This is a genomic window from Pseudomonas sp. NPDC099000, assembly GCF_044759925.1.
Classification (GTDB): domain Bacteria; phylum Pseudomonadota; class Gammaproteobacteria; order Pseudomonadales; family Pseudomonadaceae; genus Aquipseudomonas.
Genome location: NZ_JBIWAF010000037.1, coordinates 21,978 through 42,295, shown reverse-complemented (window position 1 = coordinate 42,295; position 20,318 = coordinate 21,978). Strand labels below are relative to the sequence as shown.

General features: G+C 59.6%; 17 protein-coding genes and 1 pseudogene. 11 read left to right on the top strand and 7 right to left on the bottom strand.

Going from position 1 to position 20,318, the window contains the following annotated elements; all coding sequences use genetic code 11:
* Positions 1 to 81: 81 nt before the first annotated feature.
* The 10 genes and pseudogenes from ACIQV9_RS26585 to ACIQV9_RS26540 all read left to right on the top strand — a co-directional run.
* Positions 82 to 2,196 (top strand): annotated as a pseudogene (locus tag ACIQV9_RS26585) (molybdopterin-dependent oxidoreductase); the annotation flags it as partial.
* A complete protein-coding gene (gene nuoH / locus ACIQV9_RS26580) occupies positions 2,193 to 3,200 on the top strand; it encodes an NADH-quinone oxidoreductase subunit NuoH (protein WP_008146046.1) in 1,008 nt (335 codons plus the stop codon). The pseudogene ACIQV9_RS26585 and the gene nuoH, both read left to right, overlap by 4 nt.
* A gap of 12 nt (positions 3,201 to 3,212) precedes the next feature.
* Positions 3,213 to 3,758 carry an NADH-quinone oxidoreductase subunit NuoI gene (gene nuoI / locus ACIQV9_RS26575; protein WP_007905075.1) on the top strand — a complete coding sequence of 182 codons (546 nt, stop codon included), beginning with the start codon at positions 3,213 to 3,215 and terminating at the stop codon, positions 3,756 to 3,758.
* A gap of 9 nt (positions 3,759 to 3,767) precedes the next feature.
* Entirely contained in the window at positions 3,768 to 4,271 is a 504-nt protein-coding gene (gene nuoJ / locus ACIQV9_RS26570) for an NADH-quinone oxidoreductase subunit J (RefSeq protein ID WP_095631557.1), read from the top strand.
* A gap of 2 nt (positions 4,272 to 4,273) precedes the next feature.
* A complete protein-coding gene (nuoK, locus tag ACIQV9_RS26565) occupies positions 4,274 to 4,582 on the top strand; it encodes an NADH-quinone oxidoreductase subunit NuoK (protein ID WP_010458852.1) in 309 nt (102 codons plus the stop codon).
* Positions 4,579 to 6,432 carry an NADH-quinone oxidoreductase subunit L gene (gene nuoL, locus ACIQV9_RS26560; RefSeq protein ID WP_403107767.1) on the top strand — a complete coding sequence of 618 codons (1,854 nt, stop codon included), beginning with the start codon at positions 4,579 to 4,581 and terminating at the stop codon, positions 6,430 to 6,432. Before nuoK ends, nuoL begins: the two co-directional genes overlap by 4 nt.
* Positions 6,433 to 6,471: 39 nt before the next feature.
* Positions 6,472 to 8,004 carry an NADH-quinone oxidoreductase subunit M gene (gene nuoM / locus ACIQV9_RS26555; protein ID WP_403107765.1) on the top strand — a complete coding sequence of 511 codons (1,533 nt, stop codon included), beginning with the start codon at positions 6,472 to 6,474 and terminating at the stop codon, positions 8,002 to 8,004.
* A gap of 7 nt (positions 8,005 to 8,011) precedes the next feature.
* Positions 8,012 to 9,475, top strand: a complete 1,464-nt coding sequence (gene nuoN, locus ACIQV9_RS26550) for an NADH-quinone oxidoreductase subunit NuoN (RefSeq protein WP_109629405.1) — start codon at positions 8,012 to 8,014, stop codon at positions 9,473 to 9,475.
* 287 nt (positions 9,476 to 9,762) lie between these two features.
* Entirely contained in the window at positions 9,763 to 10,113 is a 351-nt protein-coding gene (locus tag ACIQV9_RS26545) for a toxin (protein ID WP_403107776.1), read from the top strand.
* Positions 10,103 to 10,417 carry a DNA-binding transcriptional regulator gene (locus ACIQV9_RS26540; RefSeq protein WP_094468064.1) on the top strand — a complete coding sequence of 105 codons (315 nt, stop codon included), beginning with the start codon at positions 10,103 to 10,105 and terminating at the stop codon, positions 10,415 to 10,417. The genes ACIQV9_RS26545 and ACIQV9_RS26540 overlap by 11 nt, the downstream gene beginning before the upstream one ends.
* A 220-nt stretch (positions 10,418 to 10,637) precedes the next feature.
* On the opposite strand, the gene ACIQV9_RS26535 is transcribed toward ACIQV9_RS26540, so the two are convergent.
* From ACIQV9_RS26535 to ACIQV9_RS26510, 6 genes are read right to left on the bottom strand one after another with little or no spacing between them, the layout of a single operon-like run.
* Complete coding sequence (locus ACIQV9_RS26535) at positions 10,638 to 12,380, bottom strand: extracellular solute-binding protein (RefSeq protein ID WP_403107763.1); 1,743 nt, start codon at positions 12,378 to 12,380, stop codon at positions 10,638 to 10,640.
* Between the two features lie 48 nt (positions 12,381 to 12,428).
* Positions 12,429 to 12,701 carry a DUF2160 domain-containing protein gene (locus ACIQV9_RS26530; RefSeq protein WP_109629387.1) on the bottom strand — a complete coding sequence of 91 codons (273 nt, stop codon included), beginning with the start codon at positions 12,699 to 12,701 and terminating at the stop codon, positions 12,429 to 12,431.
* Positions 12,702 to 12,711: 10 nt separating this feature from the next.
* The gene (locus ACIQV9_RS26525; RefSeq protein ID WP_131062347.1) at positions 12,712 to 13,512 is read right to left on the bottom strand and encodes a carbohydrate ABC transporter permease; all 801 of its coding nucleotides are present in this window, start codon (positions 13,510 to 13,512) and stop codon (positions 12,712 to 12,714) included.
* Between the two features lie 8 nt (positions 13,513 to 13,520).
* Positions 13,521 to 14,387: a carbohydrate ABC transporter permease gene (locus ACIQV9_RS26520; RefSeq protein WP_403107760.1), complete on the bottom strand. Its 867-nt coding sequence runs from the start codon at positions 14,385 to 14,387 to the stop codon at positions 13,521 to 13,523.
* Positions 14,384 to 15,499 (bottom strand): ABC transporter ATP-binding protein, encoded by a 1,116-nt coding sequence (locus ACIQV9_RS26515; RefSeq protein ID WP_403107758.1) that lies wholly within the window; start codon positions 15,497 to 15,499, stop codon positions 14,384 to 14,386. The genes ACIQV9_RS26520 and ACIQV9_RS26515 overlap by 4 nt, the downstream gene beginning before the upstream one ends.
* Positions 15,499 to 16,593 carry an ABC transporter ATP-binding protein gene (locus ACIQV9_RS26510; protein WP_403107756.1) on the bottom strand — a complete coding sequence of 365 codons (1,095 nt, stop codon included), beginning with the start codon at positions 16,591 to 16,593 and terminating at the stop codon, positions 15,499 to 15,501. Before ACIQV9_RS26510 ends, ACIQV9_RS26515 begins: the two co-directional genes overlap by 1 nt.
* Positions 16,594 to 16,963: 370 nt before the next feature.
* Here ACIQV9_RS26510 and ACIQV9_RS26505 point away from each other — a divergent pair, with 370 nt between their 5' ends.
* Positions 16,964 to 18,814, top strand: coding sequence for a sigma-54-dependent Fis family transcriptional regulator (locus ACIQV9_RS26505; protein WP_403107754.1), 1,851 nt, complete (start codon positions 16,964 to 16,966; stop codon positions 18,812 to 18,814).
* Positions 18,815 to 18,924: 110 nt separating this feature from the next.
* On the opposite strand, the gene cysS is transcribed toward ACIQV9_RS26505, so the two are convergent.
* Complete coding sequence (cysS, locus tag ACIQV9_RS26500; RefSeq protein WP_403107752.1) at positions 18,925 to 20,307, bottom strand: cysteine--tRNA ligase; 1,383 nt, start codon at positions 20,305 to 20,307, stop codon at positions 18,925 to 18,927.
* Positions 20,308 to 20,318 lie beyond the last annotated feature (11 nt).

Genomic DNA, 20,318 nt, shown 5'->3' with positions numbered 1-20,318 from the left:
AAAGAAAACGACAACAACTACATCTAAACAATTAAAGACACAAAAAACCAAAACGACTAAAAACCCAACAAAACCTAGGTCTGCCCGACTGGTGTGTACACCGACAAGACACACTACGAGCGCTACAACCGCAAGTGGGACATGCAGTTCTCGCCGAGCATCTGCCATGGATGCTCCAGCGGTTGCAACATCTCCCCGGGCGAGCGCTACGGTGAACTGCGTCGTATCGAAAACCGTTTCAACGGTTCGGTCAACCAGTACTTCCTGTGCGACCGTGGCCGTTTCGGCTATGGCTACGTCAACCGCAAGGATCGCCCGCGTCAGCCATTGCTGGCCAACGGTGCCAAACTGACGCTCGACGAAGCACTGGATAAAGCCGCTGACCTGCTGCGCGGTCGCAACATCGTCGGTATCGGTTCGCCCCGTGCCAGCCTCGAAAGCAACTACGCGCTGCGCGAACTGGTCGGCGCCGAGCACTTCTACTCTGGTATCGAAGCCGCCGAGCTGGAACGCATTCGTCTGGTCATGCAGGTGCTCAAAGACAGCCCGCTGCCGATCCCGAACATGCGCGACATCGAAGACCACGATGCGATCTTCGTTCTTGGTGAAGACCTGACCCAGACCGCTGCCCGTATGGCGCTGTCCCTGCGTCAATCGGTCAAAGGCAAGGCTGAAGACATGGCCGATGCCATGCGCGTTCAGCCTTGGCTCGACGCCGCAGTGAAGAACATTGGCCAGCACGCGCTGAACCCGCTGTTCATCGCCAGCCTGGCTGAAACCAAGCTCGACGACATTGCTGAAGAATGCGTTCACGCGGCTCCAGACGATCTGGCGCGCATCGGTTTCGCCGTGGCTCACGCCCTCGACGCCAGCGCCCCAGCGGTTGAAGGCCTGGATGCTGAAGCCGTTGAACTGGCCAAGCGCATTGCCGACGCCCTGCTCGCCGCCAAGCGTCCGCTGATCATTGCAGGCACCTCGCTGGGTTCCAAGGCGCTGATCGAAGCCGCGGCAAACATCGCCAAAGCCCTGAAGCTGCGCGAGAAGAACGGTTCCATCAGCCTGATCGTGCCAGAGGCCAACAGCCTCGGCCTGGCCATGCTCGGTGGCGACTCGGTCGACGAAGCACTGCAAGCCGTGATTGACGGTAAAGCCGACGCTATCGTCGTGCTGGAAAACGATCTGTACACCCGTACCGACAAAGCCAAGGTCGATGCCGCCCTGAACGCCGCGAAAGTGGTGATCGTGGCGGACCATCAGAAGACCGCCACCAGCGATCGCGCGCACCTGGTTCTGCCAGCCGCCAGCTTCGCTGAAGGCGACGGCACGCTGGTCAGCCAGGAAGGCCGCGCCCAGCGTTTCTTCCAGGTCTTCGACCCGACTTACCTCGACGCGAGCATCCTGGTTCACGAAGGCTGGCGCTGGCTGCATGCCCTGCGCGCCACCCTGTTGAACCAGCCGATCGACTGGACCCAACTGGACCACGTCACCGCTGCCTGTGCCGCAAGCACTCCGCAACTGGCCGGCATTGTTAGCGCCGCTCCGTCCGCCGCGTTCCGCATCAAGGGCCTGAAACTGGCTCGCGAACCGCTGCGTTACTCCGGTCGTACCGCCATGCGCGCCGACATCAGCGTGCACGAACCGCGTACTTCCCAGGATAACGACACCGCGTTCTCGTTCTCCATGGAAGGTTACTCGGGCTCGGTCGAACCGCGTCAGCAAGTGCCATTCGCCTGGTCTCCGGGCTGGAACTCGCCGCAAGCCTGGAACAAGTTCCAGGACGAAGTCGGTGGTCACATCCGCGCTGGCGACCCGGGCACTCGCCTGATCGAAAGCACCGGTGACTCGCTGAACTGGTTCGCCGCTGTTCCGCGTGCGTTCAACCCGGCTCCAGGCACCTGGCAAGTCGTGCCGTTCTTCCACCTGTTCGGCAGCGAAGAGAACTCTTCCAAAGCCGCGCCGGTTCAGGAACGCATCCCGGCCGCTTACGTGTCGCTGGCCAAATCCGAAGCCGACCGTTTGGGTGTCAATGACGGTGCCCTGCTCAGCTTGAGCGTTGCTGGCCAGACCCTGCGTCTGCCGCTGCGCATCAACGAAGAGCTGGGTGCCGGCCTGGTCGCATTGCCGGCCGGTATCGCCGGCATTCCGCCAGCGATCTTTGGCAAATCCGTTGACGGTCTGCAGGAGGCAGCTCAATGACCTGGTTCACGCCTGAAGTGATTGACGTGATCATCGCGGTCCTCAAGGCCATCGTGATTCTGCTCGCCGTGGTGGTGTGCGGCGCGCTGCTGAGCTGGGTCGAGCGTCGTCTGCTCGCCCTCTGGCAGGACCGTTACGGTCCGAACCGCGTCGGCCCGTTCGGCGCGTTCCAGATCGCGGCCGACATGATCAAGATGTTCTTCAAGGAAGACTGGACCCCGCCGTTCGCCGACAAGGTGATCTTCACCCTGGCACCGGTCGTGGCCATGAGCGCCTTGCTGATTGCCTTCGCGATCATCCCGATCACCCCGACCTGGGGTGTGGCGGACATCAACATCGGCATCCTGTTCTTCTTCGCCATGGCCGGTCTGTCGGTCTACGCGGTGCTGTTCGCCGGCTGGTCGAGTAACAACAAGTTCGCCCTGTTGGGCAGCTTGCGAGCCTCGGCACAAACCGTGTCGTACGAAGTGTTCATGGGCCTGTCGCTGATGGGCATCGTGATCCAGGTCGGCTCCTTCAACATGCGCGACATCGTTGAATACCAAGCGCAGAACCTGTGGTTCGTGATTCCGCAGATCTTTGGTTTCCTGACCTTCTTCATCGCTGGCGTCGCCGTGACTCACCGTCACCCGTTCGACCAGCCGGAAGCGGAGCAGGAACTGGCCGACGGTTACCACATTGAATACGCCGGCATGAAATGGGGCATGTTCTTCGTCGGCGAGTACATCGGCATCGTGTTGATTTCGGCGCTGCTGGTGACCTTGTTCTTCGGTGGCTGGCACGGTCCGTTCGGCATTCTGCCGCAGATCCCGTTCATCTGGTTCGCGCTCAAAACCGCGTTCTTCATCATGTTCTTCATCCTGCTGCGCGCCTCGATTCCGCGCCCACGGTATGACCAAGTGATGGATTTCAGCTGGAAGTTCTGCCTGCCGCTGACCCTCGTCAACATGCTGGTGACCGCTGCGATCGTGTTGCTCAACACGCCCGCCGTCGCGGCTCAGTGAGGATAGAGAATCATGAAGTACATATTTGACATCGTGCATGGCTTCTTCACCCAGCTTCGCAGCCTGGTGATGATCTTCGGCCATGCCTTCCGCAAGCGCGACACGCTGCAGTACCCGGAAGAAGCCGTGTACCTGCCGCCGCGCTTTCGTGGCCGTATCGTGCTGACCCGCGACCCTGATGGCGAAGAGCGTTGTGTAGCCTGCAACCTGTGCGCCGTGGCGTGCCCGGTTGGTTGCATCTCGCTGCAGAAAGCTGAAACCGAAGACGGTCGCTGGTACCCGGACTTCTTCCGCATCAACTTCTCGCGCTGCATTTTCTGCGGCCTCTGCGAGGAAGCCTGCCCGACCACCGCGATCCAGCTGACACCGGATTTCGAGATGGCCGAGTTCAAACGTCAGGACCTGGTGTACGAGAAAGAAGATCTGTTGATCTCCGGCCCCGGCAAAAACCCTGATTACAACTTCTATCGTGTTGCAGGTATGGCGATTGCCGGGAAGCCCAAAGGCTCCGCGCAGAATGAAGCCCAGCCGATCAACGTGAAGAGCTTGCTGCCTTAAGGAAGAAAGATGGAATTCGCTTTCTATTTCGCATCGGGTATCGCTGTGGTGTCCACGCTTCGCGTGATCACCAACACCAACCCTGTGCACGCCCTGCTCTACCTGATCATTTCGCTGATCGCCGTGGCCATGACGTTCTTCGCCCTCGGCGCACCGTTTGCCGGTGTTCTGGAAGTGATCGCCTACGCTGGCGCCATCATGGTGCTGTTCGTGTTCGTGGTGATGATGCTGAACCTCGGTCCCGCCTCGGTTCAGCAAGAGCGCGTCTGGCTCAAGCCCGGCATCTGGCTCGGCCCGGTCGCCCTTGGCGCCCTGTTGCTGGTTGAATTGCTGTACGTGCTGTTCAGCGACGCCAGCGGTCAGGCCATCGGCCACACCACCGTAGATGCCAAGGCCGTGGGCATCAGCCTGTTCGGTCCTTATCTGCTGGTGGTCGAACTCGCCTCGATGCTGCTGCTTGCCGCAGCCGTCACGGCGTTCCACTTGGGCCGCAACGAAGCCAAGGAGCAATGACGATGCCTGCTATCCCTTTGGAGCATGGTCTGGCGGTCGCCGGCATCTTGTTCTGCCTCGGTCTGGTCGGCCTGATGGTCCGCCGCAACATTCTCTTCGTGCTGATGAGCCTGGAGATCATGATGAATGCCTCCGCACTGGCCTTCATCGTTGCCGGTAGCCGCTGGGGTCAGCCGGATGGACAGATCATGTTCATCCTGGTGATCAGCCTGGCAGCTGCCGAGGCCAGTATTGGCCTGGCGATTCTGTTGCAGCTGTATCGCCGCTTCCACACTCTCGATATCGACGCTGCCAGCGAGATGCGCGGATGAATCTTCTCTATCTGACTTTCGTATTCCCTCTCATAGGTTTCCTGCTGCTGTCGTTTTCACGCGGCCGCTTTTCGGAAAACCTGTCGGCGCTGATTGGCGTCGGGTCCATCGGCTTGTCTGCCATCGTCACGGCTTACGTGATCTGGCAATTCAACGTCGCCCCGCCTGAAGGCGGCCACTACACCCAGGTGTTGTGGCAGTGGATGGCGGTGGAAGGCTTTACGCCTAACTTCGCGCTGTACCTGGATGGTCTGTCCCTGACCATGCTCGGTGTAGTGGTCGGCGTCGGCTTCCTGATCCACCTGTTCGCGTCCTGGTACATGCGCGGTGAAGCCGGTTACTCGCGCTTCTTCGCCTACACCAACCTGTTTATCGCCAGCATGCTGTTCCTGGTCCTGGGCGATAACCTGTTGTTCCTGTACTTCGGTTGGGAAGGCGTGGGCCTGTGCTCGTACCTGTTGATCGGTTTCTACTACAGCAACCGCAACAACGGCAACGCGGCACTCAAAGCCTTCATCGTCACCCGTATCGGCGACGTGTTCATGGCTATCGGCCTGTTCATCCTGTTCGCGCAACTGGGTACGCTGAACATCCAGGAACTGCTGGTGCTGGCGCCACAGAAATTCCAGGCCGGCGACTTCTGGATGGTCATGGCGACCCTGATGCTGCTGGGCGGCGCTGTCGGTAAATCCGCGCAACTGCCGCTGCAAACCTGGCTGGCGGACGCGATGGCCGGTCCTACTCCGGTTTCGGCACTGATCCACGCCGCAACCATGGTAACCGCCGGTGTCTACCTGATCGCCCGTACCCACGGCCTGTTTACCCTGGCGCCGGATATCCTGCACCTGGTCGGCGTTGTCGGCGGTGTGACCCTGGTACTCGCCGGTTTTGCCGCACTGGTTCAGACCGACATCAAACGTATCCTCGCCTACTCGACCATGAGCCAGATCGGCTATATGTTCCTGGCGCTGGGTGTTGGCGCATGGGATGGCGCGATCTTCCACCTGATGACCCACGCCTTCTTCAAGGCGCTGCTGTTCCTTGCCTCCGGTGCGGTGATCGTTGCCTGCCACCACGAGCAGAACATCTTCAAGATGGGCGGTCTGTGGAAGAAACTGCCACTGGCCTACGCCAGCTTCATCGTCGGCGGCGCGGCCCTTTCGGCCCTGCCACTGGTGACCGCAGGCTTCTACTCCAAGGACGAAATCCTCTGGGAAGCGTTTGCCAGCGGCAACCACGGTCTGCTCTACGCAGGTCTGGTCGGTGCGTTCATGACTTCGCTGTACACCTTCCGCCTGATCTTCATCGCGTTCCACGGTGAAGCGAAGACTGAAGCACACGCCGGTCACGGCATCGCTCACTGGCTGCCACTGTCGGTGCTGATTGTCCTGTCGACCTTCGTCGGCGCAATGATCGTTCCACCGCTGCACGGCGTGCTGCCAGAAAGCGTTGGTCATGCCGGCGGCGAAGCCAAGCACAGTCTGGAAATCGCTTCGGGCGCCATCGCCCTGGCCGGTATCCTGCTGGCCGCGATGCTGTTCCTCGGCAAGCGTCGTTTCGTCACTGCAATCGCCAACAGCGGCATCGGCCGCTTCCTTTCGGCCTGGTGGTTCGCTGCCTGGGGCTTCGACTGGATCTACGACAAACTGTTCGTCAAGCCATACCTTGCGATCTGCCACGCACTGCGCAGAGACCCGCTCGACCAGACCATCGGTCTGATCCCGCGTATGGCCAAAGGTGGTCACACCGCCCTGAGCCGTACCGAAACCGGTCAACTGCGTTGGTACGCGGCATCGATGGCAGCCGGCTCCGTGCTGGTCATCGGCGCCATCGTGCTGGTAGCGGTCTGATATGAACCTTGCGAACTTGCGAAAGGAATTGAGCCCGTCATGATTCTGCCTTGGCTAATCCTGATCCCCTTCATCGGCGGCCTGCTGTGCTGGATGGGTGAGCGCTTCGGCGCTACCCTCCCCCGCTGGATTGCGCTGTTGACCATGACCCTGGAACTCGCGCTCGGCCTCTGGCTGTGGGCCCACGGTGATTATTCATTTGCTCCGGCACCTGGCGCCGATCCGACCTGGGTGCTTGAGTTCAAGCACATCTGGATCGAGCGCTTCGGCATCAGCGTGCACCTGGCCCTCGACGGCCTGTCGCTGTTGATGATCCTGCTGACCGGTCTGCTGGGTATCCTCTCGGTACTGTGCTCGTGGAAAGAGATTCAGCGTCACGTTGGCTTCTTCCACTTGAACCTGATGTGGATCCTGGGCGGTGTCGTCGGCGTGTTCCTCGCCCTCGACCTGTTCATGTTCTTCTTCTTCTGGGAAATGATGCTGGTGCCGATGTACTTCCTCATCGCGCTCTGGGGTCACAGTTCTTCGGACGGCAAGAAAACCCGGATCTACGCGGCGACCAAGTTCTTCATCTTCACTCAGGCGTCCGGCCTGATCATGTTGGTGGCGATCCTGGGTCTGGTCCTGGTCAACTTCAACGACACCGGCGTGATTACCTTCAACTACGCCGACCTGTTGAAAACCAAGATGTCGCTCACCACCGAGTACATCCTGATGCTCGGCTTCTTCATCGCCTTCGCGGTGAAGCTGCCCGTGGTGCCGTTCCACTCCTGGTTGCCTGACGCTCACGCCCAGGCGCCAACAGCGGGTTCGGTCGACCTGGCCGGTATCTTGTTGAAGACGGCGGCTTACGGTCTGCTGCGTTTCGCCCTGCCGCTGTTCCCGAATGCGTCGGCCGAGTTTGCGCCGTTCGCCATGACCCTCGGTCTGATCGGGATCTTCTACGGTGCGTTCCTGGCCTTCGCCCAAACCGACATCAAGCGTCTGATCGCCTACTCCTCCGTTTCCCACATGGGTTTCGTGTTGATCGGCATCTACTCCGGCAGCCAACTGGCGCTGCAGGGCGCGGTGATGCAGATGCTGGCGCACGGTCTGTCGGCGGCAGCACTCTTTATCCTCAGCGGTCAGCTGTACGAGCGCACCCACACCCGCGACATGCGTGAAATGGGTGGCCTGTGGTCGAAGATCGCTTACCTGCCGGCTATCAGCCTGTTCTTTGCAGCCGCTTCGCTGGGCTTGCCGGGTACCGGTAACTTTGTGGGTGAGTTCCTGATCCTGATCGGCACGTTCCCGAGCGCCCCATGGATCACTATCATCGCGACGTCCGGTCTGGTGTTCGGTTCGGTCTACTCGCTGATCATGATCCACCGTGCCTACTTCGGCCCGTCCAAATCGGACGCGGTGCTGCATGGCATGGATGGTCGCGAACTGATCATGGTGGTCGGTCTGGCGGCACTGCTGATTTACATCGGCGTGTACCCGCAACCGTTCCTCGACACCTCTGCCGCGACGATGCATGGCGTGCAGCAGTGGCTCGGCACCGCCTTCACTCAACTCGCTTCGGCCCGGTAAGAGCGCTATGGAATTCACGACTCAACACTTTATCGCGCTTGCGCCGTTGTTGATCACCAGCGCCACGATCATCGTGGTGATGCTGGCGATCGCCTGGCGCCGCAACCACTCGCAGACCTTCCTGATTTCCGTGGCGGGTCTGAACCTGGCGTTGCTGTCGATCCTGCCAGCCCTGAAAGTCGCGCCTCTGGCCGTGACTCCATTGCTGCAGATCGACACCTTCGCCTGCCTGTACATGGCGCTGATCCTGGTCGCCACCCTCGCCTGTGTGACCCTCGCCCACGCCTACCTCGGCGATGGCGGCTCGGGTTACCCGGGCAACCGTGAAGAACTTTACCTGCTGATCCTGATGGCCGCCGCCGGTGGCCTGGTGCTGGTCAGCGCGCAGCACCTGGCCGGGTTGTTCATCGGTCTGGAACTGCTCTCGGTACCGGTCTACGGTCTGGTGGCTTACGCCTTCTTCAACAAGCGTTCGCTGGAAGCCGGTATCAAGTACATGGTGCTGTCGGCCGCCGGTTCGGCGTTCCTGTTGTTCGGTATGGCCCTGCTGTACGCCGATTCGGGCAGCCTGAGCTTCGTCGGTATAGGCCAGGCCCTCGCGGCCACCGGCCTGCCAAGCTCGCTGGCGCAACTGGGCCTGGGCATGATGCTGATCGGTCTGGCGTTCAAGCTGTCGCTGGTTCCGTTCCACCTCTGGACCCCGGACGTTTACGAAGGTGCTCCGGCACCGGTGGCAGCGTTCCTGGCCACCGCTTCGAAAGTCGCAGTGTTCGCGGTGATGGTGCGTCTGTTCCAGATCTCGCCTGCGGCAAGCAGCGGTGTGCTGAGCGACGTGCTGACCATCATCGCCATCGCCTCGATCCTGTTCGGTAACCTGCTGGCACTGACCCAGAGCAACCTCAAGCGTCTGCTGGGTTACTCGTCCATCGCTCACTTCGGCTACCTGCTGATCGCCCTGGTGGCGAGCAAAGGCCTGGCTGTGGAAGCCATTGGCGTGTACCTGGTCACCTACGTGATTACCAGTCTCGGCGCGTTCGGCGTCATCACGCTGATGTCCTCGCCGTACAACGGCCGTGACGCGGATGCCCTGTACGAATACCGCGGCCTGTTCTGGCGCCGTCCGTACCTGACCGCCGTACTGACCGTGATGATGCTGTCCCTGGCCGGTATCCCGCTGACCGCGGGCTTCATCGGCAAGTTCTACATCATCGCCACCGGTGTCGAGTCGCACCAATGGTGGCTGGTCGGTTCCCTGGTACTGGGCAGCGCCATCGGCGTCTTCTACTACCTGCGCGTCATGGTCACCCTGTACCTGATCGAACCGAACCTGCGTCGCCACGATGCGCAACTGCACTGGGAACAACGTGCAGGCGGCGTAATGCTGCTGGCTATCGCGCTGGTGGCATTCTTCCTCGGCGTCTACCCACAACCGCTGCTGACTCTGGTTCAGCAGTCAGGTCTGGCGGGCTGATCGCTCGGCGATATCTGCTACAAACAAGAACGGCACCTTCGGGTGCCGTTTTTGCGTTTGTGGGATCGTGATTTTCAAGTATCGATTTATGCACCGCCTCCCAGGTCAGTCCCGGTGCCAAGTGTCCCCTCTCTTTTATCGAATGCTCTCACCGCACGGGTCGACTTGTCCTACAGGTGTTTTGACAACCGAGGTCTACCGTTGAAAACGGGAACGAAAAGGATGGCTTCGATGCCTTGACCGATTCGATTATCAAGACAACACTATACGTAGGTAGCGTACAGACCATGGATGCTCTTTTTATCGAATTACGTATGTTTCAGAAACATCGAGACGATTACCTGGATGACGATCTGTTTCGCAGCTTTCAACTGGAGTTGCTGAGGAATCCGGAAGCGGGCGATCTCATTGAGGACACCGGTGGGCTGCGCAAAATCCGCTTCTGCGATCAACGACGAGGCAAGGGTAAGCGCAGCGGATTACGAGTGATTTATTACTGGTGGTCAGGCTTCGATCAATTCTGGCTGTTCACCGTGTACAACAAAAACGAGCAAGACGATCTGTCGCCCTCTCAGAAAAAAATTTTCAGACAAGCGCTGGAAAGAGAAATCAACACGAGATCCCACTATGAAACGTGACATTTTTTCCGAACTGATGGATGGCCTCGAAGCCCTGGCGGATGAGCGCCAAGGCAAAATCACTTTGCGAACCCACAAGGTTCAGTTGCCAAAACTGGTGCCCATCACTGCCGAGGAAGTGGTAGCCATCCGCCAACAACTCAACCTCTCCCGGTCTGTGTTCGCCATGTATCTGCGCACCAACACCCGAACCCTCGAGAACTGGGAACAGGGACGGGCAATACCCAATGCCCAAGCCACGACACTGATCCGTCTGGTTGAGCGTTTTCCGCAGACGATCGAACAACTCGCAGCCTTGACCTGATTCCAGCGCGATGGCTGATGACGCCTTCGTCGGAACGCCGCCCGGAGCCGGCTCGCTCCTACATTGGTTCGGCATCGGACACACATTTTGCGTTCAGCGCAGATTAACTGTGGGAGCGAGCCGGCTCCGGGCGGCGTTCCGACGAAGACGGTAGATCAAGCACAAATAAAAACGGCACCTTTCGGTGCCGTTCGCTTTTCTCAGTACAGAGTACAAAGGCTTACTTGCGTGCTTCCGCCCACGACTTCAACAGCTCGTTGTAATTCACGGTTTCACCCTTGGGCTTCTCGTTCGCCAGTTTCGGCTTCGGAGCACCCGGCTGATCGAACCAGTACTGAGCATCCCGCTCCGGGTTCATTTTCGGTGCGCAGGTGGCTTGCGCCTTCGAGCGCTCCAGACGCGTCATGATCGCGTCCTGATCCTTCGCCAGGCCATCCAGCGCCTGTTGCGGAGTCTTCTCGCCGCTGGCCGCTTCCGCAATGTGGCTCCACCACAGTTGTGCCAAGCGTGGATAGTCCGGCACGTTGGTCCCGGTCGGGGTCCATTGCACGCGGGCCGGGCTGCGATAGAACTCGACCAGACCACCGAGTTTCGGTGCCAGGTCAGTCATTGCTTGCGAGTTGATGTCCGACTCACGAATCGGCGTCAGGCCGATGATGGTTTTTTTCAGCGATACGGTTTTCGAGGTCACGAATTGCGCATAGAGCCAGGCCGCCAGTTTCTGCTTCTCAGGCGTGGACTTCATGAACGTCCAGGAACCCACGTCCTGATACCCCAGCTTCATTCCCTCCTCCCAGTACGGTCCGCGTGGTGATGGCGCCATGCGCCATTTCGGCGTGCCATCGGCGTTCATCACCGGCAGGCCCGGCTTGGTCATGTCGGCGGTGAAGGCGGTATACCAGAAGATCTGCTGGGCGATGTTGCCTTGGGACGGCACCGGGCCGGACTCGGAGAAGGTCATGCCCGCCGCTTCCGGTGGCGCATATTTCTTCAGCCAGTCGACATATTTGGTGGTTGCATAAACCGCCGCCGGGCCGTTGGTGTCGCCGCCACGGGTCACGCTGGAACCGACCGGGTGGCAGTCCTCGACACGGATGCCCCACTCGTCCACCGGCAAACCGTTGGGGATGCCTTTGTCGCCGGCACCGGCCATGGAGAACCAGGCATCGGTGAAGCGCCAGCCTAGAGAAGGGTCTTTCTTGCCGTAGTCCATGTGCCCGTAGACACGCTTGCCGTCGATCTCCTTGACGTCTTCGCTGAAGAACTTGGCGATGTCTTCATAGGCCGACCAGTTCACCGGCACGCCCAATTCGTAGCCGTACTTTTCCTTGAACTTGGCTTTGAGCTCAGGCCGTTCGAACCAGTCGGCGCGGAACCAGTACAGGTTGGCGAACTGCTGGTCAGGCAGTTGATAGATCTTGCCGTCCGGCGCGGTGGTGAACGAGATGCCGATGAAGTCCTTGATGTCCAGGGTCGGCGAGGTGAAGTTCTTGCCTTCGTTGGCCATCAGGTCGGTGATCGATTCGGTCTTGCCGTAGCGAAAGTGCGTGCCGATCAGGTCCGAGTCATTGACCCAGCCGTCATAGATGTTCTTGTCCGATTGCATCTGGGTTTGCAGCTTTTCCACCACGTCGCCTTCTTGCAGCAGGTCGTGGGTCAGCTTGATCCCGGTGATTTCGGTGAAGGCCTTGGCCAGCGTTTTGGATTCATATTCGTGGGTCGCGATGGTTTCCGAGACCACCTTGATGCTCATCCCGCGAAACGGCTCGGCGGCCTTGATGAACCACTTCAGCTCTTCGAGCTGCTGCTCTGGCGTGAGGGTGGAAGGTTTGAATTCGCTGCCGATCCATTTCTTCGCGGCGTCTTCGTAGGCATCGGCCCAGGCCGAAGCGCTCAGACCGCTGAATGCCAGCATGGCTGCCAATGAAATGCTATGTCGCAGCTTATTGTTTTTGTCGAACATAGAGACCTCCTGTTTGGTTTTTGGAGCAACATTGCCGATCGATTTCGACTAGCCCCAACGCATCACAGCCAACAGCCACACCAGGGACAACGCGAACGCAACCCAGATGCTCCAGTCGGTGACGCCGATTACCAGCAAATGCAGGTAGGCGCTGCCGAGAAGACCGATAAACAGCCGATCGCCACGGGTGGTGGCAATAGGCAAGAAACCACGCCGAGGGACACTCGGCGAACGTAATTCCCAGGTCGTCATGCCCGCCAGAATCAGGCCAATGGCGATGAAGAACGCCGCCGTGGGGACAGTCCAGCTCATCCATTCCATCATCAGCTCCTCAGACTCGGCCCAGGGCAAAGCCCTTGGCCACGTGGTTGCGAACAAACCAGATCACCAGCATGCCCGGCAGAATGGTCAACACCCCCGCCGCCGCCAGCACACCCCAGTCGATACCCGACGCCGAGACCGTGCGGGTCATTACTGCCGCAATCGGTTTGGCGTTCACCGATGTCAGCGTCCGCGCCAGCAGCAGTTCGACCCAGGAAAACATGAAACAGAAGAACGCCGTGACGCCGATCCCGGACCCGATCAGCGGGACAAAAATCTTCACGAAGAACTTGGGGAAACTGTAGCCGTCAATGTAGGCGGTCTCGTCGATTTCTTTCGGAACGCCGGACATGAAGCCCTCCAGAATCCACACCGCCAACGGCACGTTGAACAGGCAATGAGCCAGCGCCACCGCGATGTGGGTGTCGAACAGACCAATCGAGGAATACAGCTGGAAGAACGGCAACAGGAACACCGCTGGCGGCGCCATGCGGTTGGTGAGCAGCCAGAAAAACAGGTGCTTGTCACCGAGAAAGCGGTAGCGCGAGAACGCGTAAGCAGCCGGCAACGCCACGCTCAGGGAAATGATCGTGTTCAGGCTCACGTAGTACAGGGAGTTGAGGTAACCGGTGTACCAGGCCGGATCGGTGAAGATCACTTTGTAGTTGGCGAAGGTGAAATCCTGCGGAAACAACGTCAGGCCGCTGAGGATTTCGGTGTTGCTTTTGAAGGACATGTTCAGCAGCCAGTAGATCGGCACCAGCAGGAACAGGATGTAGATCAGCAGCGGAATCAGCTTTCTCTTGCTCATGATGGGCCTCAGCGGTTGGCGTCAGAGTGAGTCATGGCCGTGTAGAACAGCCAGGACACCAACAGGATGATCAGGAAGTACACCAGCGAGAAAGCCGCCGCGGGGCCGAGGTCGAACTGCCCGATGGCCATTTGCGTCAGGGTCTGACTCAAGAAGGTCGTGGCATTCCCCGGTCCGCCGCCCGTGAGTACGAACGGCTCGGTGTAAATCATGAAACTGTCCATGAACCGCAGCATCACTGCGATCAACAGCACGCTCTTGAGCTTGGGCAACTGGATATGCCGGAAAACCGCCCAGGCCGACGCCCGATCAATCCGCGCCGCCTGGTAGTACACGTCCGGAATCGCTCGCAACCCGGAGAAACACAACAGCGCCACCAGCGAAGTCCAGTGCCAGACGTCCATCACCAGCACCGTGACCCAGGCGTCCATGGTATTGGCCGCGTAGTTGTAGTTGATGCCCATGGCCTTGAGGCTGGCACCGAGCAGACCGATGTCCGCACGTCCGAAAATCTGCCAGATGGTGCCGACCACGTTCCACGGGATCAGCAGCGGAATCGCCAGAATGATCAGCACCAGCGATGACCAGCGGCCCTTGGTCGGCATGGTCAGGGCGATGGCGATGCCCAGCGGGATTTCGATCAGCAGCACGCAGGCGGAATAGATGAATTGCCGCAGCAGCGAGTCGTGCAGGCGTGGATCAAGCAGCACCTGCTTGTACCAGTCGGCACCGACGAAATAGCGGCTGGACTGGTCGAAGATGTCCTGCACCGAATAATTGACCACGGTCATCATCGGGATCACCGCACTGAACGCCACCAGCAGAAACACCGGCAGGACCAGCCACCAGGCCTTGTTGTTCTGCACCTTGTTCATGGCTGCACCTCATTATTGGCTTGCGCTGGCAGCAAGTAATCATCCGCATAAACCATCAACCACTGCGCCGGAAAGCTGATCCAAGCGGTACCCTCGGGCACCGGTTTGTCTTCGGCCAGGCGCACTTTCAACGGGGCGCCGTCGAGGTTCAGGGTCATGATCTTGTAGGTGCCGAGGTCTTCGACGTGTACGACTTGTGCCTGCATCGCGTCATCGAACGGCTCGTCCCACACATGCACGAACTCGGGACGGATGCCGACCTTCAGGGTTTTCCACTCGGACTCGGCGATGCGTTTCTGTTGCGCGTCGGACAAAGGCAGATGCGTCGACGCAAACCCGACGCCGCCCGGTTGTGGCTGCACCTCGATCAGGTTCATTCCCGGACTGCCGATGAAATAACCGACAAAGGTGTGGGTCGGCCGCTCGAACAATTCGCGCGGGGTGCCGAATTGCACGATCTGGCCGCCGTACATCACCGCAATTTTGTCAGCGAAGGTCGAAGCCTCCAGCTGATCGTGGGTGACGTAGACCATGGTGATGTTGAATTGCTCGTGGATCTGCTTGAGCTTGCGCCGCAGTTTCCACTTCAAGTGCGGGTCGATCACGGTCAGCGGCTCATCAAACAGGATCGCCGAGACGTCGTCGCGCACCAGCCCCCGGCCCATGGAGACTTTCTGTTTTTCGTCGGCGGTGAGGTTGCGCGCCTTTTTGCTCAGCAGCGCCTGGAGGTCAAGGACCTCGGCAATTTCCTGCACCTTGCTGTGAATTTTCGCCTCGGCCATGCCCTGATTGCGCAGCGGGAAGGCCAGGTTGTCGAACACCGTCATAGTGTCGTAGACCACCGGAAACTGGAAAACCTGGGCGATATTGCGCTTCTCGGGGGTCAAGTCGTTGACCACTTTGCTGTCGAACAGCACCTGGCCTTGAGACGGGCTGAGCAAGCCGGAAATAATGTTGAGCAGCGTCGACTTGCCGCAGCCCGAAGGCCCGAGCAAGGCATAAGCACCGCCCTGTTCCCAGACGTGGTCCATCTCGCGGATCGCGTAATCCTCGGGGCCGGTCGGCGTGCTGGTGTAGCTGTGGGCGAGGTTCTGCAAACGGATTTCGGCCATCAGGCAACCCTCGCGATACGGCGACCGGGCGCCTGGACCAGCCGCCCCTGCGCATCGAACACAAACAGTTTATGGGTCGGGATATAGATGCGGATCGGCGCGTCGACGTCGTATTCGTGTACGCCAGGCAAGTGCAGCACCAGCAGGAAATGCTCGTTGCGCACGTGCAGGAAGGTTTCCGAACCGCTGATCTCGGCCACCTCGACGGTCACCGCGAGTTCGAGGTCATCGTCATTGCTCGGCACCAGCGAGATATGGCTGGGGCGCACGCCGAAGCGGAATTCACCCTCGCCGACCGGGCGCAAATCGACGTTCAACGGAAAGTGCACGAAATTGGCGAAGCTCACTTCGTTGCCGGCAATCCTACCCGGCATCAAGTTGATCGGCGGCTCGGAGAACAGCTCTGCCGCCAGTACGGTTTGTGGCTGGTGATAGACCTCGGAGGATTTGCCGCTCTGGATCACCCGGCCTTCGTGAAGAATGGTGGTGGTGCCGCCCAGCGCCAGCGCTTCGTTGGGTTCGGTGGTGGCGTAGATGGCGATGGTGTGCCGGGCCTTGAACAGCTCGCGCATCTCCTGACGCAGTTCTTCGCGCAACTTGTAGTCGAGGTTGACCAGCGGCTCGTCGAACAGGATCAGTTCGGCATCCTTGACCAACGCCCGGGCCATCGCAGTACGTTGTTGCTGGCCGCCGGAGAGTTCCAGCGGATAGCGCTTGAGGAATTTCTCGATGCGCAGCATCTTCGCGGTTTCCAGCACCTTGCTCTGGATCAGCTCATTGGAAACACCGCCCTGACGCAGAGGCGAGGCGATGTTCTCGAACACGGTCATGGTCGGGTAGTTGATGAACTGCTGATAGACCATCGACACGTTGCGCAAACGCACCGGGCGCTGCGTGACGTCGACACCGTTCATCAGAATGCGGCCGCTGTCGGGCTTGTCCAGGCCGGCCATCAGGCGCATGAGACTGGTTTTGCCGGACAGCGTGCGCCCAAGCAAAACGTTGAAGGATCCGGGTTCAAAACTAAGGCACGCATCGTCGATCCAGGTCTGGCCCTCGACGGTGCGGCTGACGTGCTCCAGGGTTAATGACATGGCTCGGCCTTTTTTATTATTTGGAGTCAAGCGACCCAGGCTGTAGAGCGAGTTTCATGCCAGAAAATGTAAGTGATTGAACCGCCACGAAAATCTTCGAGAGAGCGGCAAAACCACTTTCGTTGCTGAACAGAAATGAACAACGACGACTGAACAATTGAACAATCCAACCGTTGACAATGAACAATAGTGAACAACACTCTATAAACACTTTTCAGCCGCACATTGCCCCTGTAGGAGCCAGGCTTGCCGGCGAAGGCAATTTCAATGACGCCTTCGCCGGCAAGCCTGGCTCCTACAGTTATCTGGCGTTTGAACGTGATGCAAAAACCCATAAAAACAATAAAAGCTTGCTCAGAGATCGACTGCCATGGCCGTACCCGCCTCGCCGCTCTCCCACGACACCATCATCCAGGACTCCTGGTCCCGATGCCGCGCGTTCGGCCTCAATCATCAAAGCGCCCCGGCGTTCGACCAATTGCCGGCCGAAGGCATCGCCCAATTGCTGGAGAGCCAGCATTCCCTGGTGCAGACCACGCATCAGGAAGTCCTGCCGTATTACGAAAACATCCTGAGCAATTCCAACTGCCTGATCATGCTCGCGGACAATCAGGGCCAGGTGCTGACGTCCTGGGGCACCCAGCGCTTTATCGAGCCGAGCCTGACCCGCGGATTCAGCGCCGGCGCCAGCTGGATGGAACGTTGCAGCGGCACCAATGCGATCGGCACTGCGCTGGCCTGCGAGCAGGCGGTGCACATCGAGCACGATGAACATTTCCTCAAGGCCAACCGTTTCATGACCGGTTCCGCCGCGCCGATTTTCGATGCCGAGCGCAAGGTGATTGCGGTGCTGGACGTGTCCAGCGACAGCTACCTGCCGCCGTCTCACACCCTCGGCATGGTCAAGATGATGAGCCAGACCGTGGAAAACCGGCTGATCCTCAACCTCTTTCACGGCCAGCATTTTCAACTGACCTTCAACACCGGCCTGAACAACCTCGACAGCCAATGGGCCGGTTTACTGATTTTCGATGAAACCGGGCAGGTCCTGTCGGCTAACCGCCGGGCCGACAATCTGCTGGGCATCAGCTTGTCGCGGGTCAGTGTCGAGAGTTTGTTCAAGGTGTCGTTGCTGGAATTGCTGAACCAGCCGGAAGGCCTGCCTTTTGCGCTGCAAGCCTCCGGACGCAACCGTTTTCAATGCCTGTTGAAACGGCCGAAACAGATGCCGATTCAGGCTCGCCTGTTTTCTGAAACCAAGAGCGTAGAACCTGCTGTTGCCGCGCCCGCTGCGATCAGCCTCAATACCCTGCATTTCGGCGACAGTCGCGTGGAAAAAGCCGTGCGCCAGGCAGAGCGTTTGCTGGAGAAAGACATTCCGCTGTTGATCCACGGTGAAACCGGGGTCGGCAAGGAAGTCTTCGTCAAAGCCCTGCATCAGGCCAGTTCGCGAAGCAAACAACCGTTCATTGCCGTCAACTGTGCAGCCATCCCCGCCGAACTGGTGGAGTCCGAGCTGTTTGGCTACGAGAAAGGCGCATTCACCGGCGCCAATCAGAAAGGCAGCATCGGGCTGATCCGCAAGGCGGACAAAGGCACGCTGTTCCTTGATGAAATCGGTGACATGCCATTGCCGACTCAAGCTCGACTGTTAAGGGTTTTGCAGGAACGTTGCGTGCAACCGGTGGGCAGCAGCGAGTTGTTTCCGGTGGATATCCGCATCATCTCGGCGACCAATCGCTCGTTGCGTGAGCAGGTGCAGCTCGGCCGGTTTCGCGAGGATCTTTACTACCGGATCGGCGGTTTGACTCTGGAGTTGCCGCCGCTCAGGGAACGCAGTGATAAACAGGCGCTGTTCAAGCGCTTGTGGGAACAGCATCGCGAGCCGTCGCAGTGGGCTGGGTTGAGCCGTGAGGTGATGGAGTTGTTCGGCCGTCACCCGTGGCCGGGGAATCTGCGCCAGGTCAGCAGCGTGATGCAGGTGGCGCTGGCCATGGCCGAGGAACAACCGGTGCGGCCGGAGCATTTGCCGGATGATTTTTTTGTCGATCTGGAGCTGGAGCCGGTGGACTCGCCGGAACCGCTGGCGGTGGATATGAATGATGCCGAGGATTTGAATCGGCAGTTGCAGGCGGCAGGGGGGAATATTTCGCACCTCGCCCGCAGACTCGGGGTGAGCCGCAATACTCTTTACAAGCGGTTGCGCCAGTCAGGCGACTGATCGTTCCCACGCTCCGCGTGGGAATGCAGCACGGGACGCTCCGCGTCCCTTCCAAAGCCGAACGCAGAGCGTCCGTTGAGGCATTCCCACGCAGAGCGTGGGAACGATCATCAGTCAGCCAACCGCCACGTCGTACCACCCTTCCCGTCTTCCAGCACCACGCCCATCGCGGTCAACTGGTCGCGGATACGGTCAGACTCAGCCCAGTCTTTACCCGCACGAGCCGCCAGACGCGCGGCAATCAGCGCATCAACCTCAGCCGCATCAACCCGCCCTTCAGCACCGGCCTGCAGGAAGTCATCCGCCTCAAGCTGCAACACACCCAACACGCTGGCCAGTTCCTTCAAGCGCGCCGCCAGACCCGCCGCCGCATCAAGATCGCTCTCACGCAAACGGTTGATCTCGCGCACCATCTCGAACAGCACCGCGCAGGCTTCCGGCGTGCCGAAGTCGTCGTTCATCACCTGAGTGAAGCGCTCGACAAAGGCTTCGCCGCCAGCCGGCGCCACGTTTGGCAGGCCTTTCAACGCGTGGTAGAAACGCTCGAGTGCGCCTTTGGCGTCCTTGAGGTTGTCTTCCGAGTAGTTGATCGCGCTGCGGTAGTGGCTCGACACCAGCAGGTAACGCACGACTTCCGGGTGGTACTTTTCCAGCACGTCGCGGATGGTGAAGAAGTTGTTCAAGGACTTGGACATCTTCTCGCCATTGATGCGAATCATGCCGCAATGCATCCACGCGTTGGCGTAGGTCTTGCCGGTGGCTGCTTCGCTCTGGGCGATTTCGTTTTCGTGGTGCGGGAACTCGAGGTCGCTGCCGCCGCCATGAATGTCGAAGGTCTCGCCGAGGCAGCAGGTCGACATCACCGAGCACTCGATGTGCCAGCCCGGACGACCGTCGCCCCACGGTGATGGCCAGCTCGGTTCGCCCGGCTTGGCGCCTTTCCACAGCACGAAGTCCAGCGGGTCCTGCTTGGACTCGTCGACTTCGATTCGTGCGCCGATGCGCAGGTCTTCGATTTTCTTGCGCGACAGCTTGCCGTAGCCCATGAACTTGGCGACGCGGTAGTACACGTCGCCATTGCCCGGGGCGTAGGCGTAACCCTTGTCGATCAGGGTCTGGATCATCGCGTGCATGCCGGGGATATGCCCGGTGGCGCGCGGTTCCATGTCCGGCTTCTGGATGTTCAGGCGCGCTTCGTCTTCGTGCATCGCCGCGATCATGCGCTCGGTCAAGGCTTCGAACGACTCGCCGTTCTCCTTGGCCCGATTGATGATCTTGTCGTCAATGTCGGTGATGTTGCGCACATACGTCAGGTCGTAACCGCTGAACCGCAACCAGCGGGTCACCAGGTCGAAGGCGACCATGCTGCGGCCATGGCCCAGGTGGCAGTAGTCGTACACGGTCATCCCGCAGACGTACATGCGCACCTTGTTGCCATCCAGAGGCTTGAAGACTTCTTTGCTCTTGGTGAGCGTGTTGTAGATCGAAAGCACGTTAGAGGTTC

Excerpts from the sequence above, each read along its gene's own strand:
- nuoH (WP_008146046.1), top strand. The coding sequence starts at position 2,193 with ATGACCTGGTTCACGCCTGAAGTGATTGACGTGATCATCGCGGTCCTC.
- nuoI (WP_007905075.1), top strand. The coding sequence starts at position 3,213 with ATGAAGTACATATTTGACATCGTGCATGGCTTCTTCACCCAGCTTCGC.
- nuoJ (WP_095631557.1), top strand. The coding sequence starts at position 3,768 with ATGGAATTCGCTTTCTATTTCGCATCGGGTATCGCTGTGGTGTCCACG.
- nuoK (WP_010458852.1), top strand. The coding sequence starts at position 4,274 with ATGCCTGCTATCCCTTTGGAGCATGGTCTGGCGGTCGCCGGCATCTTG.
- nuoL (WP_403107767.1), top strand. The coding sequence starts at position 4,579 with ATGAATCTTCTCTATCTGACTTTCGTATTCCCTCTCATAGGTTTCCTG.
- nuoM (WP_403107765.1), top strand. The coding sequence starts at position 6,472 with ATGATTCTGCCTTGGCTAATCCTGATCCCCTTCATCGGCGGCCTGCTG.
- nuoN (WP_109629405.1), top strand. The coding sequence starts at position 8,012 with ATGGAATTCACGACTCAACACTTTATCGCGCTTGCGCCGTTGTTGATC.
- ACIQV9_RS26545 (WP_403107776.1), top strand. The coding sequence starts at position 9,763 with ATGGATGCTCTTTTTATCGAATTACGTATGTTTCAGAAACATCGAGAC.
- ACIQV9_RS26540 (WP_094468064.1), top strand. The coding sequence starts at position 10,103 with ATGAAACGTGACATTTTTTCCGAACTGATGGATGGCCTCGAAGCCCTG.
- ACIQV9_RS26535 (WP_403107763.1), bottom strand. The coding sequence starts at position 12,380 with ATGTTCGACAAAAACAATAAGCTGCGACATAGCATTTCATTGGCAGCC.
- ACIQV9_RS26530 (WP_109629387.1), bottom strand. The coding sequence starts at position 12,701 with ATGGAATGGATGAGCTGGACTGTCCCCACGGCGGCGTTCTTCATCGCC.
- ACIQV9_RS26525 (WP_131062347.1), bottom strand. The coding sequence starts at position 13,512 with ATGAGCAAGAGAAAGCTGATTCCGCTGCTGATCTACATCCTGTTCCTG.
- ACIQV9_RS26520 (WP_403107760.1), bottom strand. The coding sequence starts at position 14,387 with ATGAACAAGGTGCAGAACAACAAGGCCTGGTGGCTGGTCCTGCCGGTG.
- ACIQV9_RS26515 (WP_403107758.1), bottom strand. The coding sequence starts at position 15,499 with ATGGCCGAAATCCGTTTGCAGAACCTCGCCCACAGCTACACCAGCACG.
- ACIQV9_RS26510 (WP_403107756.1), bottom strand. The coding sequence starts at position 16,593 with ATGTCATTAACCCTGGAGCACGTCAGCCGCACCGTCGAGGGCCAGACC.
- ACIQV9_RS26505 (WP_403107754.1), top strand. The coding sequence starts at position 16,964 with ATGGCCGTACCCGCCTCGCCGCTCTCCCACGACACCATCATCCAGGAC.